Below are 15,543 nucleotides of genomic sequence, written 5' to 3'. Positions count from 1 at the left end.
TTACCCCTTGTACAAGGCTGAATGAAGGCATTCAGGACAATCACTGGCGGAAGCGGGGATTGTTTAAAAAAGTTGAATCGGACAAAGTGCGGATAAAGGCCACCAGTGCGTCTTCTTCGGTGGCGTTGATGGAAAGGCCGTTTGTGAGCAGCGGATCCAGGGTTGGGCTTTTTACAATTGCGCCGTCGCGGTAATGTTGAATCATGATGCGAAAGAAACTGTAGCGTCCGTCGTGGCCGTAATAGGAAGTAAGATCGCAGTTGCGCAACGAGGGCACGCGAAATTTTAAATCATCGTTTCCGTTTCCTGTCACTCTCATGCGGCCGTGATCGTTCAGCGAAGAATCAATTGCCAAGCCGTTGTTGCGGTAAGTATAATCGGTAAACATCGGTTCTTTGTGACAGGCGGCGCATTTACTTTGAAACACGGTGTAGCCTTGTTGCTCCTGCGCATCAAAATTCGCTTCGCCACGTTTGACCTTGTCGTATTTTGAATCGGCCGACACAAGGCTGAGTACAAATTGCGAAAGTGCTTTGTACATCCGGTCTTCCGTGATCTTTTCATCGCCAAAAGCAGCCTTGAACATCTGTTTGTACGCGGCATCGGCCGTTAATCTGCTTAAAACTTCCGGAACGTTTTCTGCCATCTCGTGTGCGTTGGTGATGTGGCCGCGATAAACCTCATCCAGTGTTTTGGCGCTGCCGTCCTGGTTGTATTCCGAAAGCCAAGCTATGTTAAATAAACCCGGTGCATTGCGCAGCGTGTGCGAATGGTTGTAGCCGTGGCTGCGGTCGTGCTCAAACGTTGTGAAAGCCGCAACCGGTTGATGACAGGAGGAGCAGGGAAAAGCGCTGTCAAGCGAAAGCCGTCCGTCGAAGAACAATTTTTTGCCCAACTGAAAGCCTTCTTCGGTCAAAGGGTTTGAACCAAAATTGTATTGCGGTTGCGGAAAACCGGAAGGAACCGTAAACGCGATGGGAGTGATGTTCAGGCCTGTTTTGCGGCAACCGTTCATCAGCAGAGAAGCAGCGGTTACAAAAAGAACAAGAAGAAAGATAACGGCTTTGGATTTCACCGGAAATTGTTTGCTCTAAAGTAAAAACAATTCAAAAGGCCGGGTGTTAAAAGTCTCTGGGACGAAACTTTTTGCGGCCCTGTTTTGTTTCCGACGTTCGCTTTTTGCTTTCGATGCGTTTTTCTTTTGCCACTTTTGATGGCTTGGTGGCAATGCGCAGTTTTTTCTTTTTCAGTGCGCCTTCAATCAGCTCGTTGATTTTGCGAATTGCTTCTTCCTTGTTCTCTAATTGTGTGCGAAACGTTTGCGACTTTACCACCAGTTCTCCCTCGGCGTTGATGCGGTTGGAGAGCTTTTGTAGAACAATTGCTTTTTGCTCATCGGAAAGAAACTGCGATGCGGCAATGTTTAAATACGCGATGACGGCCGTTTCTACTTTGTTTACGTTTTGTCCGCCCTTGCCGCCGCTGCGGGTGGTTTGCAATTTTATTTCGGAAGCCAAATTCATGATAAGACAAAAGTCAAAGGTAAAAATTGTGCCTTCCTTTTTTTGACTTTTGAATTTCTACTTTTGATTTTATGCGTGTAGTTATTCAACGGGTGACAAAAGCAAGTGTAACGGTTGATGAAAAAGTTATTGGCAGCATCGGCGCTGGCTTGCTGGTTTTATTGGGTATTGAAGATGCTGACACCGACGAAGACATTCAATGGTTGAGTAATAAAATTGTAAGCCTGCGCATCTTCAACGATGAAAACGGCGTGATGAACAAATCGCTGTTGGATATTGGTGGAGGGATTTTGTTGGTGAGTCAATTCACTTTGCATGCGTCAACAAAAAAGGGAAATCGTCCAAGCTACATTCGCGCCAGCAAACCTGACTTCGCCATTCCGGTGTATGAGAAGATGATTGCGCAACTGGAAAAAGACATGGGCAAGAAAATCCAAACCGGAATCTTCGGCGCAGATATGAAAGTAGAACTGCTAAACGATGGGCCGGTAACGATCATCATTGACTCAAAGAACAGAGAGTAATTTCTGAACCACAATTTGGGTAGATGAAAAGGATTTATTGGAAAGAAAAAGAGTCGTTCATCAGCGAACGACTCTTGTGTTATCAGACTGTTTCTATTTCTTGTTAATCCTCGAAATCTACCCAAATCGTGGTTCAGACGGATTACTTACTTAGGTACATGCTCCTGTCTTTATACAACTGCCGGAAGTAAGGATCACGCAAATCTTTGATGAAACGAATGGCTTCGCCGGTGCTCTTCATTTCAGGACCAAGCTCTTTGTTCACGTTCGGGAATTTGTTGAACGAGAACACCGGCTCTTTAATAGCAAAGCCTTGCAGCTTCTTTTCAAAGTGAAAGTCTTTCAGTTTTGCTTCGCCCATCATCACTTTGGTAGCGACGTTTAAATAAGGAATGCCGTACGCTTTGGCAATGAACGGCGTGGTGCGGCTTGCACGCGGATTGGCTTCAATCACATACACCTTTCCGTCCTTGATGGCAAATTGAATGTTGATGAGCCCTTTGATGTTTAAGGCTCTCGCAATCTTCTCGGCATAATGCTCCATCGTTGTTACAACGAGCGGCGTGAGATTGAAAGCTGGAAGAACCGCGTTGCTGTCGCCGCTGTGAATGCCAGCGGGTTCAATGTGTTCCATCACACCCATTACGTGAAACGTTTCGCCGTCGAAGATGGCGTCAATCTCCGCTTCCTGGCAACGGTCCAAAAAGTGGTCAATCAAAATCTTGTTGCCGGGAATGTGTTTTAATAAAGAGATCACAGCTTTCTCCACTTCATCATCATTAATCACGATTCTCATGCGCTGTCCGCCCAGCACGTAACTCGGACGAACGAGCACAGGATAACCAACGCGGTTCGCTACTTCAATGGCATCATCAACACTGAATGCCGTGCCGTATTCGGGATAAGGAATTTGAAGTTCTTTCAGCATGTCGCTGAAGCGGCCACGGTCTTCGGCAATGTCCATGTTGTCGTACGACGTGCCGATGATAGGAATGCCTTTTTCGTGCAGTTTTTTTGCAAGCTTCAACGCGGTTTGTCCACCCAATTGTACAATTACACCCGCAGGCTTTTCGTGCTCGATAATCTCCCACAAATGCTCCCAATAAACCGGTTCGAAGTAAAGCTTGTCGGCCATGTCAAAATCCGTGGAAACCGTTTCCGGATTGCAGTTCACCATGATGGCTTCGTAGCCGCATTCCTTAATGGCGAGCAAACCGTGCACGCAGCAGTAATCGAACTCAATGCCTTGCCCAATGCGGTTTGGCCCGGAGCCGAGTACGATGATTTTCTTTTTATCGGTCACCTTGCTTTCATTGCTGTGGCCTTCTTCAAAGGTTGAATAGAAGTAAGGTGTCTTTGCTTCAAACTCCGCGCTGCAGGTATCCACCATTTTGTAAACTCTTGTGATGCCTGCGGCTTTGCGTTTTTGGTAAACATCCTCTTCTTCAGCGTCGCCTAAAATGCGGGCAATCTGCTCGTCGCTGAAGCCGTGAATTTTAGCTTGTTTCAACAAGTCAACCGGTAAATCGTTGATGCCGTATTTCTCCAGTTCTTTTTCGATGTTGACGATCTTCTGGATCTCGTAAATAAACCAGCGGTCAATGCCGGTGGCTTTTGCGATGGTGTTTACAGAGATGCCCAGCATCAGGCAATCTTTCAAACGAAAAATGCGGTCCCATTTGGGTATTTTGATGTAGTCCAGGAGTTCTTCGGCCTTCATGCCGCTTTTGCCATAATAGCCAAGGCCAATGGCGTTGTTCTCCAAACTCTGACAGGCCTTTTGCACCGCTTCGGTGAACGAGCGGCCGATGGCCATCACTTCACCCACGCTTTTCATTTGCAGTCCCAGCGTGTCGTTGGCACCTTTAAACTTGTCGAAATTCCAGCGAGGGATTTTTACAATCACGTAATCAAGTGCCGGTTCAAAGTATGCGGAGGTTGTTTGTACAATTGGATTCTTTAATTCATCCAATGTATAACCAATGGCAAGCTTCGCAGCAATTTTTGCAATAGGATAACCCGTAGCTTTCGACGCAAGCGCAGAGGAGCGGCTCACCCGCGGGTTAATTTCAATGGCAATGATTTCTTCGGTATCGGGATTAAGCGAAAACTGCACGTTGCAACCGCCGGCAAAATTGCCGAGGTCACGCATCATGCGAATGGCCGTATCGCGCATCAACTGAAATGCGGTATCGCTGAGCGTCATTGCGGGTGCAACGGTGATGCTGTCACCGGTGTGCACGCCCATCGGATCAAAATTTTCTACGGTGCAAATAATAACAACGTTGTCGTTTGCATCGCGAAGCAATTCCAGTTCAAATTCTTTCCAGCCCAATACTGCTTTTTCTACCAGCACTTCGTGAATGGGCGAGGCATCCAAACCTCTTTTAAGCGCTTCGTCCAAATCGTCTTTGTCGTGCACAAAACCACCACCCGTTCCGCCCAGCGTAAACGACGGACGAATCACCAGCGGGAAGCCGATGTCTTGTGCAAATTCCTTTCCTTCCAAAAAGGAATTCGCTGTGTGTGCCGGAGCCACAGGCACGCCAAGTTGTATCATCCACTGCCGAAACTTTTCGCGGTCTTCGGCTTTGTCGATGGCTTTGATGTCAACGCCAATGAGCCGCACGTTGTATTGCTGCCAAAGGCCAAGGTCTTCGGCTTCCTTGGCAAGGTTGAGCGCTGTCTGTCCGCCCATGGTGGGCAGCACGGCGTCTATTTCGTTCTCCTGTAAAATCTGTTCAAGACTTTCTACGGTCAACGGCAACAAGTAAACACGGTCGGCCATCATCGGGTCCGTCATGATGGTGGCGGGATTGCTGTTGATGAGAATGACTTTGATTCCTTCTTCACGCAAACTTCTTGCTGCTTGCGTTCCGGAATAATCAAATTCGGCAGCCTGGCCGATGATGATGGGCCCCGAACCGATAATAAGAACAGATTTTATGGAATTGTCTTTTGGCATAAGTAACCACGTTTAAAGTTCAATTGTTTCAATGCTCAATGTTTTGTGGTTGTTCAAAAAATTTTGAATGCTCAAACAATTGAACATTGGAACTTGTATTTAAAAAAAATCCGGGCTTTTGCCCGGGGTGCAAAACTAAGAGAAAACCGTTTTGGTGTTGGGTTAATTTTCAGGCTCAATGGTGCAAGAAAAAAGCTGCCGCAGCAGCTTTTTAAACCTTCATTTATTTGGAAAACCTGTGAACGCGAGAAACTGCTTATCCGCCGTAGTTTACGTCGCCGGCATAAACGTCTTCTCGTGCGTTGGGCGAAGAGCCGTTTCGTCCGAAAGCGTTCTTCAGTTCGCCCAGATTATCGTTAACGAGTTTTTTGCCCTTGTTCAACAAATCGCTACGCTCCTCTGCGCTCATTTTCGAAACCTTGTACAAGCCATAAGCAGCCGCTCCGGCCAAAAGCAATGATCCTAAACCTGGTTTTCTTGCCATGATTCTAACGTTTTATTGTGAAAAAATAATTGGCTCACGATGCTGCTGTTGCCTCGTCGGCCGGTGCTTTTGCACCCGTTTTTGTACCGCCAAAAAGATTGTTGAAGAACTCTTCCACTTTGGGCATGTGCTCTTTAAAAGTGTCAGTGCCTTTGTCTTTCAGTTCGTTAAAATAATCCATGGCACGGTCTTCGGCGGCCGTGGCCTGGTCTTTCAGCTTGTTTGCTTTTTCTTTTAAGGAGGCGCCGAGTTTTTCTTTTTCCTCGTCCGTCATGTTCATGTATTTGTAAGCGCCAAAGGCCGCGGCTGCGCCCAGTAAAAAGGTCGCCCAATGTTTGTTGTTTACGTTCATACAAAAAAGTTTTTGTTGAGAGAAGATGCACTACCAATTTTGTGCCCGCTATTTAAACGGAAGGGCCGACAGGTACACAACTGCCAGTCTTGAAAAAAGGAGAGGGATGTACAAAAGATTACGCAATTTATTTTTCCTGGTACTGTTGCAACAAGGTTTGGGGGCGCAGGATTATCCGAAGAACTATTTCAGAAGCCCGCTTAATATACCCATGGCGCTGGTGGCTAACTTTGGTGAAATTCGGCCAGCCCACTGGCACATGGGACTGGATGTGCGTACACAGCAAAGGGTAAACCTTCCCGTTTACGCCGCCGCCGATGGCTACATTGCAAGAATCGTTGTTGAACCCGGCGGCTTTGGCCAGGCAATTTATATTAATCACCCCAATGGCTTTACCACGCTCTATGCGCATCTTAATGCGTTCTTCCCGGCCTTGCAGCAAAGAGTAAAAGAAGAGCAATACAAACAAGAGTCGTGGCAAATTAACCTGGAATTTGACCCCGATGAATTTCCCGTAAAAAAGAACGATTTCATTGCCTTGAGCGGCAGCACCGGCGGTTCCGCAGGGCCGCACGTGCATTTTGAAATTCGCGACACGAAGACCGACAAAGTTCTGAACCCGCTTCTTTTTGGTTTTCCCATTGCCGATGCCGTGCCGCCGACGGTAACAAGAATTGCAATCTATGATAGAACCAAAAGTACGTACATGCAAACGCCGCGAATTATAAGCGTTGCGGGAGTACGAAACAATACGCTCAAACTAAGTTCGGCCAACGTGAGTTTTGCCGTTGGCGCATTTGACCGGTTCAGCGGTTCAAACAATCCGAACGGAATTTATTCGGCAAAAGTTTACGTGGACGAACATCCGGTTTCCTCCTTCACGTTAAACAATATTGGTTACGACGAAACGCGGTACATCAACGCGCAACTCGATTATCCTTACCAGGCAAGAGGCGGCGGACACTTGCAGCACATTACGCCATTGCCCGGTGCAACGGAAGTTGCGTACAATACTTACGGTGGCGACGGCATTGTTCATCTAACCGATAACAACGTTCATGCAGTACTAATCGAAGTGAAAGATGCGAACGGAAACACAACACGCATTCCATTTGGTCTTCAGTACGAAGGCTCGTTAAGCGCTTTGTCTTCTTTAAGCAATGCTGAACATTTTTTGCCCAATGACGTAAACGTGTTTGAGCGGGAGAATTTTCAGGTTGTGACAACGGAAAAGACGATGTACGATGCCGTGAATATTTCGTTCGCGGCCGCAAACAACGGCGTTGCGAACGCTGTTTCTTCTCTGTACACGTTTTTTAGCGCAAGCATTCCCGCACACGATTCAGTTACGGTACGCATTAAACCTTTGGTAGGCATTGCGGATGAGTGGAAAGATAGAATTGTAATAAAGAATATTTCGGGCAGCAAAACGGTTGTGGAGAAAACCATTTGGCAAAAGGGATGGCTCATGGCGAAGTTCCGGCAGTTTGGCACCTATCAAGCTTTCGTTGACAATGTACCGCCGAACGTAAACGGCGTGGCCGCAGATTTATCCAAAGCAAAGCGGATCGTCTTCACACCAACCGATAACTTTAATTCAATCAAACGTTTTCGCGGTGAGGTGGACGGCAAATGGCTACGTTTTACAAACGATAAAGGGCGATCGTGGATTTATACATTCGATGAGCATTTCCCTGCAGGCGAACACGAATTAAAAATGATCGTTGAAGACGAAGCCGGCAACGTGAAGGAAAAAGTTTGGAAAGTAAGGAGATGAGAGAAAGATGAGGATTAACTCAAGCATGAACGATCTTAAACTATAAATTTCAAATCTCAAATTACCGTATGGCAACTCATTTACAGGAAGGACAAAAAGCACCGGCATTTACCGGCGTTGACCAGGACGGAAACAAAGTATCTCTGGCCGATTTAAAAGGCCAAAAAGTCGTGTTGTATTTCTATCCCGAAGACGACACGCCGACCTGCACGGTACAAGCCTGTAACCTGCGCGACAATTACGGCTTGCTTTTGAAGAACGGTTTCAACGTCATCGGCATCAGCCCCGACGATGAGAAGAAACACAAAAAGTTTCGCGAGAAATTTGGCCTGCCTTTTACCTTACTTGCCGATCCGCAGCACAAGATCATTGAAAAATACGGCGTGTGGGGAATGAAGAATTTATATGGCCGAGAGTACATGGGCCTTCACCGTACCACTTTTGTCATTGACGAAAAAGGCATCATCAAAAAAGTATTTCTGCGGCCAAAGAACAAGGCCCATGCAGAGGAGATTGTAAAGGCAATGGGCAACGGACAATAAACAACAGGCAATCTTTAAAAACGGCAAGACACTCTTTTGCTTATTGCCAATTGCTTGTGGCTTATTGAAAAACCCACTCCACCTCACCCACGGCAAACCGCTCTTCCACGGCGTGTTGAACCACTATCTCGCCCAAAGCCGTTACGTCTTTCACCACGGCATCAAACACGCGGCTGCCTTTTTTTAGGCGCACGGTTTCGTTCAATTTGTAGAGATGATTTTTATACTCCTCGATAATTTCCGAAGGCAGCTTTTGAAGAACCTCATAGGCTTTCGACAAGTGTGTACACAAGGCCTTGGCCAATAAAAGCGGTTCGTATTCTATTCCTGTAATTTGCTTTAGCGAAACCGCTTTGTTTGTAAAAGTACCAAACGCCGTCTGGTTAATGTTAATGCCAATGCCGATGATGGCTGCCTTCCACTCGCTGCTTTGCACGACGTTCTCAATAAGAATGCCCGCTGCCTTTCTGTCACGCCAATAAAGATCGTTGGGCCATTTAACTTTTGTTTCATCGCCTGCATAGGCTGCAAAAAAATCCCGCAGACCCAAGGCTGTTGCCATACTGAGCAGAAACGCCTGCGACAGAGCCAGGTCTGGCGGTTGTAAAACAAGGCTCATCGCAATGTTTTTTCCGGCCTCGCTTTGCCACGTACGGTTGCGTTGTCCCTTGCCCTTTGTTTGGTGGTGCGTAAACACAACCATGCCGTGCTGTGCCAACCCTGCATGAACGGCTCCGGTGGCATAGTTGTTGGTGCTTTCAACCTGCTGTAGTTCTATAAAGGGTTCACCCAATGAAAATGTTGCCGCCAATTATCATTTATTTTTGGCAAAGAAAAGCACTCTTGAACTACCTTGTCGGAATCGAAAAAACAATTTGAAAAACAAAAATTTTTGAAGTAGTTGGAACAACCATTAGACGTATTGGCGAAACGGAAGAAATCTCCCGCCCGGCTCACCAAAGCCTCCAAGATTTACAAAACCATTATCAAGGCTATCCAGGAAAAAAAAGGCGAGAACATTGTCTCGCTTGACCTGCGCAAAATACCCGAAGCGGTTGCCGACTTCTTTATCATTTGCGAAGCCAACAACCAACCGCAAATCAGGGCGATTTCCGATTTTGTAGAAGAAGAAGTAAAGAAGAAATGCGGCGAAATTCCTTACCGGCACGAAGGCAAGCAAAACCTGCAATGGGTTTTGATTGACTATGTAAACGTTGTGGTGCACATTATGACCGGTGAAACCCGCAAGTTTTACAAGCTGGAAGAAATGTGGAGCGACGCGCCGCTGGAGGAGCACAACGGCTGAAGCGCCGTTTTGTTAATCTCTAAAATAGATACGTCACGATAACTAAAATTCCATTACTTGCAGCTTTCATTTTAAAAAGAAAAAATGGCACAGGAACCTTATAATAAGAACGATAAAAAAGCACGGTTGCCGCGGTTTAACAAGAACGGCGGGGAAGGAGATAATAACACACCCCGCAAAGGGCCACGGTTTTCTTTCTATTGGGTTTACGCCATCATCTTTGCCGTGCTCATCGGGTTGCAATTGTTCAACGGTCCGTTTTCACCGGCTTCGAAACAAATTACAAAGGCCAATTTTGAGCAAATGCTTGCGGCCAATGACCTCCAGCAATACGTTGTCATCTCCAACCGCAACATCGTAAAAGTAACCGTCAAGAAAACCAGTCTCGGTAAATACAGCGATCTGTTGGGCAAAAACGTTTCCGCTAACGCGGACGGTCCTCATGCTTACTTCAAAATAGGATCGGTTGAGTCCTTTAACGATGACATGCGGGACTTTTACAAGAATCATCCCAGCGTTGCCGACGTAGGCGATGCCGATACGGAAAGCAACTGGTTTACCCCGATTCTGCAAACAATTCTTCCTTTCTTGTTGCTCATCGGCATTTGGATTTTGCTCATGCGCAAAATGAGCGGTGGCGCTGCCGGCGGCGGCGGGCCGGGCGGCATTTTCAACATCGGTAAATCGAAAGCAACCCTGTTTGACAAAGGCACGAAAGTGAACATCACCTTTGCCGACGTAGCCGGGTTAGACGAGGCGAAAGTGGAAGTAATGGAGATCGTGGACTTCCTTCGCAATCCAAAAAAATACACGTCGCTGGGTGGAAAAATCCCGAAAGGCGCACTGCTTGTTGGCCCTCCCGGAACGGGCAAAACCCTGCTGGCAAAAGCAATGGCCGGCGAAGCGCAAGTGCCTTTCTTCAGCCTTAGCGGATCGGACTTTGTGGAGATGTTTGTAGGCGTGGGTGCAAGCCGTGTTCGAGACCTTTTTAAACAAGCAAGAGAAAAAGCACCTTGCGTAATTTTTATTGATGAGATTGATGCCATTGGCCGTGCCCGCGGCAAGAACATGATGATGAGCAACGACGAACGGGAAAGCACGCTGAACCAGTTGTTGGTTGAAATGGACGGCTTCGGCACCGATACCGGCATCATTGTTTTGGCCGCGACAAACCGTCCCGATGTATTGGATACTGCCTTGTTGCGTCCCGGTCGTTTCGACCGTCAAATTTCCATTGACAAACCTGATGTGAAAGGCCGCGAAGCCATCTTCAAGGTTCACCTTAAACCCATCAAGGTTTCGGAGAAAGTGGACATTCACAAACTGGCCGAACAGACACCCGGTTTTGCCGGTGCTGATATTGCCAACGTGTGCAACGAAGCAGCACTGATTGCAGCCCGAAAAGGCAAAAACGCGGTGGACATGAGCGATTTTCAGGACGCCGTTGACCGCGTGATTGGCGGCCTGGAAAAAAAGAACAAAATCATTTCTCCCGAAGAGAAAAAAATCATCGCTTACCACGAAGCTGGTCACGCAATATGCGGCTGGTTTTTGGAACACGCTTACCCGCTGTTGAAAGTAACGATCGTACCACGTGGCACAGCGGCTTTGGGTTATGCGCAATACACGCCGAAAGAACAATATCTGTACAATACCGATCAATTGCATGATCAGATTTGTATGACACTCGGTGGACGTGCTTCGGAAGAAATTTTCTTCGGCAAGATTTCGACCGGTGCGCAAAATGACCTTCAGCAAATTACCCGCATTGCCACTGCGATGGTAACGGTTTACGGCATGAGTGACAAAGTGGGCAACATCAGTTATTACGATCCGCAGGCCGAGAACCAGTTTCAAAAGCCTTACTCGGAAGAAACGGCCAAAATGATTGACGACGAAGTCCGGCTTCTGATTGATGATGCTTACACACGGACAAAAAATTTGCTGACAGAAAAGAAAGGCGAAGTGGAAAAATTAGCCGAAGCTTTGCTTGATAAGGAAGTGTTGTTTCAAAGCGATGTTGAGGCTTTGATTGGCCCGCGTCCGTACGAAGAAAAAAAGCCCTTGGATGATGGCCTCGAAGCACATCCCGAAGGCGGCATCAGCGAAGGCGTACCACCTTATGACCCGAACGTAACCAACCAGCAACCCGCCGCAAAATGAGTGAAGCAAGGAGTAAGATTCTAAACAAAATACGCATGGCGTTGGCAAGTCCAACGCCATTGCCTTTTCCGCAGGCCGAAGAAACTGCGGGCATCCCTGTACAACCGCAAAGCGGAGATTTGGTAGTAGAATTTGCCGAACAATTTTCGGCTTTGCAAGGCAAGTTTGTCTTTTGTGTAGACGAAGCGGAGTTGAAAGCAGGCTTCGAAAAACTTTGCTACCAAAACCAGTGGACAAAGATTTACTGCGAAGAGGAAAAGTTTCAAGGCATCGTTGGGCCAAACAGTTTGCACAACGACATTGCCTCTTGCGAAGCCTCCATAACCAGTTGCGAAGCCTTGGTGGCAAGAACCGGCAGCATTGTATTAAGTTCCGTTCATCAGGGACGCATTCCAAGCGTTTATGCGCCAGTGCACGTTTGCGTGGCTTATACTTCGCAATTGGTGTACGATATAAAAGACGCGTTGCAGGCCATTAAAGACAAGTACCGCGATTATCTTCCTTCGCTCATTACGCTTGCCACTGGTCCCAGCCGCACCGCGGACATAGAAAAAACACTTGTTGTTGGCGTGCACGGGCCAAAAGAAGTTTATTGTTTTGTGGTGGATGACCAACAGTAATCCTTCTCTTCGTTTTGTAGTAGTTTTAAGACAATGAAAGAAATTATTTTTTTGGTAGAAGAAGCCATTGAAGGCGGATACATTGCTAGATCTTTGGGTGAGAGCATTTTCACCGAAGCGGATACCTTGACAGAATTAAAGACAAACATCAAAGAGGCGGTTGAATGCCATTTCGATGAAGGGAAGGCGCCTAGGCTTATCCGACTTCACATTGTAAGAGATGAATTGATCACCTTATGAAGATGCCGCGCAGTTTATCTGCCCAGGAACTGATAAAAGCACTGGCAAGATACGGCTATCAATCAGAGCGGCAGAAAGGAAGTCACATCCGGCTAACAACTGCCGTGAACGGTGAACATCACCTTACTATTCCCAATCACAATCCTCTTCGAATCGGAACGCTTTCTGCGATTTTGAATGATGTTGCAAATCACGTGAACAAAACAAAAGAAGAGGTTATTGACGAACTTTTTGGATAATTCATGCAGCTTCCACCCAACAAAAACGTTTACTTTCTTTCCGATTTTCATCTCGGCGTACCCAATGCCGCCGCCAGTTTGGAACGGGAAAAACTCATCGTCCAATTTCTTGATTCCATCAAGAATAAAGCACACACCATTTTTTTGGTGGGCGACATGTTTGACTTTTGGTTTGAGTACCGCAAAGTGGTACCCAAAGGTTTTGTGCGTTTCCTGGGAAAGATTGCTGAATTAAGCGATGCCGGTATTCATCTTCATTTCTTCGTGGGCAATCACGACATGTGGATGAAGGATTATTTTGAAAAGGAATTGAACATCCCGGTTTATTTTGAACCGAAAGTTTTCACGTTTAACGACGCATCGTTTTACATCGGTCACGGCGACGGTTTAGGCCCCGGCGATCACGGTTACAAAGCCTTGAAGAAAGTTTTTCGTCACCCGGTTTGCCAATGGCTGTTCGGTGTTTTGCCGCCGGTGGTGGGCATGGGCCTTGCCCATTATTTCAGTGGAAAAAGCCGTGGCGCAGAACACCATCCGGAAGAAAATTTTTTAGGCGAAGAGAACGAATGGTTGATTGTTTACAGCAAGGAAGTATTGAAAAAAGAGCCACACCATTTTTTTGTGTTTGGGCACCGGCATCTGCCAATTGATTACCGTCTTACCAATGAAAGCCGGTACGTCAATTTAGGCGAATGGATAAACTATCAAACCTATGCGGTGTTTGACGGGAAGGAACTGGAGCTAAAATCCTTTACCGGAAAAGAAGACAAAATCGTACGCAAAGCATGAAGTTTTTTTTTCTCATACTAAGTTGTTTTATCGCCGGTGCGGTTGGTGCGCAAATCACTGATTCTTCTTTTTCGCTCGTCAAAACCTACAAAGGTGATATTGCCGGTGCGGCGGTTGATAACCTCGATAATCTTTACATTATTTCTTCCACCGGGCAAGTAAAAAAGTTTGGGCCAAAAGGAGATTCCATTGGCGTGTTCAACGGCATTCGCAACTACGGAAAGCTTACCGCCATTGACGTTACAAATCCGCTGAAGCCATTGTTGTTTTACAAAGATTTTTCCAACGTGGTTATTCTTGATCGCTTTCTGGCGAGCCGCAGTTCGCTCAACTTGCGCAAGTACAACATCCTTCAGCCTTCGGCCATTGGCCTTTCCTACGACAACAACATCTGGGTGTTTGATACCTACGACAACAAGCTCAAAAGGCTTGACGAAGCCGGAAACCTTCTTTTGCAAACCGATGATTTCAGAGCCTTGTTCAATCAAAGCTTTGCACCACAGAAAATCATCAACGAAAACGGCTTTGTTTATTTAGCGGATTCTGCCAGCGGCATTTTTGTTTTTGACAATTACGGCACGTACAAACGAAAGATTCCGTTGAAGAATTGGGGCACCATTGATGTAACCAACGGCCGTATTGTTCGGTTAAGCAAGGATGCAATCGTCGTTTATAACCCGGTGAATTTTTCGGAGAAAAGCTTTGCGTTTCCTTCTTCGTTCAAACCGTATTTGCATTCGTTTACTACGAGCAATAAATTGATAACGTTTTCACAGGATTCGTTGCGCATTTACCGGATCGGGTATTAACGCAATGCCTAATTTTATCGCAAAAGAGATGTTGCGATGAATTCTTTCCTTGACCGCGTTATCTGGAACAACACCGTTGAAAGTTATTTGTGGACGACCGGCATTGTGCTCTTTGTGCTTCTTCTCAACCGCATCATTTCCCGTTATCTCGCTGCGCTTCTTTACCGCGCCTTTCACGGCCTGCTTAAAAATTACGACAAGCAAAAATTCTCCGACCTGATTGTGAATCCACTCGGAATTTTTCTCGTCATTACGGTGTGTATCGTTGCCTTCTACCAACTTCATTATCCCGATGCCTTCAAGTTCACGCTGTACAAATATTCCTTGCAGCAAATCCTGCTTTCGCTGGCCATTGCCGTGCAGGTTCTTGCTTTCACCTGGCTGTTGTTGCGCGTCATAGATTTCATTGCCAGCATTCTTCAAGTAAAAGCCAACGCCACGCCTTCGCAAAGCGACAACCAGCTTATTGTTTTCTTTCGGGATTTTATTAAGGTTGTTGTGGGTGTGCTAGGCCTTATTGTGATGCTCAACAAGGCTTTTGATTACAACGTTTCCACCTTGCTTACCGGCTTAAGCATTGTGGGTGCAGCGGTAGCGTTGGCTTTGCGTGAAAGCCTGGAAAACCTCATTGCTTCTTTCGTCATTTTTTTCGATAAACCTTTTCACATTGGCGATACCGTGAAAGTGCAAAACGTTACCGGCGTGGTGGAGCGCATCGGCTTGCGCAGCACCCGCATCCGCAGCGAACAAAAGACGTATGTAACGGTGCCCAACAAGCAAATGGTGGACACGATACTTGATAACATTTCGCAACGTACCCAACAGCGGAACGAATTGCTTTTGCAAATCAGTTTAAACACGCCTTCGCAAAAAATAGAAGCGGTGATGGAAGAACTGCGGCGCTTTTTAAGCGGCATTAAAGAGATCGAAGTTTACAACGTTTTGTTCCTTGACATTAACGTGCAGGCCTATACGATTCAGGTTGAATATTTTGTGCCGGCGGCTTACCTCTCACAGTTCAACAGCCTCCGGCAAAAGGTGAATTTGTTTGCGCTGCAACTCCTGGAAAGAGAAGGATTGAAGATTGCGGGTTCCGGAAAAGATGTGGTAATGAAATAGGTGAGACGTGAAAAGAGAAACGTGAGAAAAGAGTGAACGACAAAGCAAAGGACTTTACAATTTCACGTCTGTCGTCTCACATCTCACGTAA

Annotated in this window: 16 protein-coding genes and 1 pseudogene; 11 read left to right on the top strand and 6 right to left on the bottom strand. The window is 46.6% G+C overall.

What is annotated here, in order from left to right; genetic code table 11:
- Positions 1-40: 40 nt before the first annotated feature.
- Both FSB75_RS13080 and arfB read right to left on the bottom strand, forming a co-directional pair.
- A complete protein-coding gene (locus FSB75_RS13080; RefSeq protein WP_227990578.1) occupies positions 41-1,075 on the bottom strand; it encodes a cytochrome-c peroxidase in 1,035 nt (344 codons plus the stop codon).
- A 46-nt stretch (positions 1,076-1,121) separates the two neighbouring features.
- Positions 1,122-1,511 (bottom strand): annotated as a pseudogene (arfB, locus tag FSB75_RS13075) (alternative ribosome rescue aminoacyl-tRNA hydrolase ArfB); the annotation flags it as partial.
- A gap of 83 nt (positions 1,512-1,594) precedes the next feature.
- On the opposite strand from arfB, the gene dtd reads away from it, so the two are divergent.
- Positions 1,595-2,047, top strand: a complete 453-nt coding sequence (dtd, locus tag FSB75_RS13070; RefSeq protein WP_146788232.1) for a D-aminoacyl-tRNA deacylase — start codon at positions 1,595-1,597, stop codon at positions 2,045-2,047.
- A gap of 142 nt (positions 2,048-2,189) precedes the next feature.
- On the opposite strand, the gene carB is transcribed toward dtd, so the two are convergent.
- From carB to FSB75_RS13055, 3 genes are all read right to left on the bottom strand, one after another.
- On the bottom strand, positions 2,190-5,012 hold the full coding sequence (gene carB, locus FSB75_RS13065) for a carbamoyl-phosphate synthase large subunit (RefSeq protein WP_146788229.1): 2,823 nt from the start codon (positions 5,010-5,012) through the stop codon (positions 2,190-2,192).
- Positions 5,013-5,268: 256 nt separating this feature from the next.
- On the bottom strand, positions 5,269-5,496 hold the full coding sequence (locus FSB75_RS13060) for a hypothetical protein (RefSeq protein ID WP_146788226.1): 228 nt from the start codon (positions 5,494-5,496) through the stop codon (positions 5,269-5,271).
- A 34-nt stretch (positions 5,497-5,530) separates the two neighbouring features.
- Positions 5,531-5,848, bottom strand: coding sequence for a hypothetical protein (locus FSB75_RS13055; protein ID WP_146788222.1), 318 nt, complete (start codon positions 5,846-5,848; stop codon positions 5,531-5,533).
- Between the two features lie 106 nt (positions 5,849-5,954).
- Between FSB75_RS13055 and FSB75_RS13050 the strand changes: the two genes are divergently transcribed.
- Positions 5,955-7,625: a M23 family metallopeptidase gene (locus FSB75_RS13050; RefSeq protein WP_172623140.1), complete on the top strand. Its 1,671-nt coding sequence runs from the start codon at positions 5,955-5,957 to the stop codon at positions 7,623-7,625.
- A gap of 68 nt (positions 7,626-7,693) precedes the next feature.
- Positions 7,694-8,167 carry a thioredoxin-dependent thiol peroxidase gene (gene bcp / locus FSB75_RS13045; protein WP_146788216.1) on the top strand — a complete coding sequence of 158 codons (474 nt, stop codon included), beginning with the start codon at positions 7,694-7,696 and terminating at the stop codon, positions 8,165-8,167.
- Positions 8,168-8,228: 61 nt separating this feature from the next.
- Here the strand turns inward: bcp and FSB75_RS13040 are convergent, their stop codons facing one another.
- Positions 8,229-8,978, bottom strand: a complete 750-nt coding sequence (locus tag FSB75_RS13040) for a biotin--[acetyl-CoA-carboxylase] ligase (RefSeq protein WP_146788213.1) — start codon at positions 8,976-8,978, stop codon at positions 8,229-8,231.
- Positions 8,979-9,068: 90 nt separating this feature from the next.
- Here FSB75_RS13040 and rsfS point away from each other — a divergent pair, with 90 nt between their 5' ends.
- The 8 genes from rsfS to FSB75_RS13000 all read left to right on the top strand — a co-directional run bounded on the left by rsfS (position 9,069) and on the right by FSB75_RS13000 (position 15,452).
- Positions 9,069-9,473 carry a ribosome silencing factor gene (rsfS, locus tag FSB75_RS13035; RefSeq protein WP_146788210.1) on the top strand — a complete coding sequence of 135 codons (405 nt, stop codon included), beginning with the start codon at positions 9,069-9,071 and terminating at the stop codon, positions 9,471-9,473.
- Positions 9,474-9,557: 84 nt separating this feature from the next.
- Complete coding sequence (gene ftsH, locus FSB75_RS13030) at positions 9,558-11,636, top strand: ATP-dependent zinc metalloprotease FtsH (protein ID WP_146788207.1); 2,079 nt, start codon at positions 9,558-9,560, stop codon at positions 11,634-11,636.
- A gap of 35 nt (positions 11,637-11,671) precedes the next feature.
- Positions 11,672-12,256 carry a LutC/YkgG family protein gene (locus tag FSB75_RS13025; protein ID WP_227990577.1) on the top strand — a complete coding sequence of 195 codons (585 nt, stop codon included), beginning with the start codon at positions 11,672-11,674 and terminating at the stop codon, positions 12,254-12,256.
- A gap of 33 nt (positions 12,257-12,289) precedes the next feature.
- Positions 12,290-12,496, top strand: a complete 207-nt coding sequence (locus tag FSB75_RS13020) for a 2-oxoisovalerate dehydrogenase (protein WP_146788201.1) — start codon at positions 12,290-12,292, stop codon at positions 12,494-12,496.
- 2 nt (positions 12,497-12,498) lie between these two features.
- On the top strand, positions 12,499-12,735 hold the full coding sequence (locus tag FSB75_RS13015; protein WP_227990576.1) for a type II toxin-antitoxin system HicA family toxin: 237 nt from the start codon (positions 12,499-12,501) through the stop codon (positions 12,733-12,735).
- A gap of 3 nt (positions 12,736-12,738) precedes the next feature.
- On the top strand, positions 12,739-13,524 hold the full coding sequence (locus FSB75_RS13010; RefSeq protein ID WP_146788195.1) for a UDP-2,3-diacylglucosamine diphosphatase: 786 nt from the start codon (positions 12,739-12,741) through the stop codon (positions 13,522-13,524).
- Positions 13,521-14,333, top strand: a complete 813-nt coding sequence (locus FSB75_RS13005) for an NHL repeat-containing protein (protein WP_146788192.1) — start codon at positions 13,521-13,523, stop codon at positions 14,331-14,333. Before FSB75_RS13010 ends, FSB75_RS13005 begins: the two co-directional genes overlap by 4 nt.
- Before the next feature lie 36 nt (positions 14,334-14,369).
- Positions 14,370-15,452: a mechanosensitive ion channel family protein gene (locus tag FSB75_RS13000; protein WP_146788188.1), complete on the top strand. Its 1,083-nt coding sequence runs from the start codon at positions 14,370-14,372 to the stop codon at positions 15,450-15,452.
- Positions 15,453-15,543: the final 91 nt, after the last annotated feature.

It is taken from the genome of Flavisolibacter ginsenosidimutans (genome assembly GCF_007970805.1).
Lineage (GTDB): Bacteria > Bacteroidota > Bacteroidia > Chitinophagales > Chitinophagaceae > Flavisolibacter > Flavisolibacter ginsenosidimutans.
Note: the sequence above shows the minus strand (reverse complement) of the source record. Positions and strands in the feature narration are given on the sequence as shown.

What these genes read in the sequence shown, in the direction of transcription:
- dtd (WP_146788232.1), top strand. Translation starts at nt 1,595, where the DNA reads ATGCGTGTAGTTATTCAACGGGTGACAAAAGCAAGTGTAACGGTTGAT.
- carB (WP_146788229.1), bottom strand. Translation starts at nt 5,012, where the DNA reads ATGCCAAAAGACAATTCCATAAAATCTGTTCTTATTATCGGTTCGGGG.
- FSB75_RS13060 (WP_146788226.1), bottom strand. Translation starts at nt 5,496, where the DNA reads ATGGCAAGAAAACCAGGTTTAGGATCATTGCTTTTGGCCGGAGCGGCT.
- FSB75_RS13055 (WP_146788222.1), bottom strand. Translation starts at nt 5,848, where the DNA reads ATGAACGTAAACAACAAACATTGGGCGACCTTTTTACTGGGCGCAGCC.
- FSB75_RS13050 (WP_172623140.1), top strand. Translation starts at nt 5,955, where the DNA reads ATGTACAAAAGATTACGCAATTTATTTTTCCTGGTACTGTTGCAACAA.
- bcp (WP_146788216.1), top strand. Translation starts at nt 7,694, where the DNA reads ATGGCAACTCATTTACAGGAAGGACAAAAAGCACCGGCATTTACCGGC.
- ftsH (WP_146788207.1), top strand. Translation starts at nt 9,558, where the DNA reads ATGGCACAGGAACCTTATAATAAGAACGATAAAAAAGCACGGTTGCCG.
- FSB75_RS13025 (WP_227990577.1), top strand. Translation starts at nt 11,672, where the DNA reads ATGGCGTTGGCAAGTCCAACGCCATTGCCTTTTCCGCAGGCCGAAGAA.
- FSB75_RS13020 (WP_146788201.1), top strand. Translation starts at nt 12,290, where the DNA reads ATGAAAGAAATTATTTTTTTGGTAGAAGAAGCCATTGAAGGCGGATAC.
- FSB75_RS13015 (WP_227990576.1), top strand. Translation starts at nt 12,499, where the DNA reads ATGCCGCGCAGTTTATCTGCCCAGGAACTGATAAAAGCACTGGCAAGA.
- FSB75_RS13010 (WP_146788195.1), top strand. Translation starts at nt 12,739, where the DNA reads ATGCAGCTTCCACCCAACAAAAACGTTTACTTTCTTTCCGATTTTCAT.
- FSB75_RS13005 (WP_146788192.1), top strand. Translation starts at nt 13,521, where the DNA reads ATGAAGTTTTTTTTTCTCATACTAAGTTGTTTTATCGCCGGTGCGGTT.
- FSB75_RS13000 (WP_146788188.1), top strand. Translation starts at nt 14,370, where the DNA reads ATGAATTCTTTCCTTGACCGCGTTATCTGGAACAACACCGTTGAAAGT.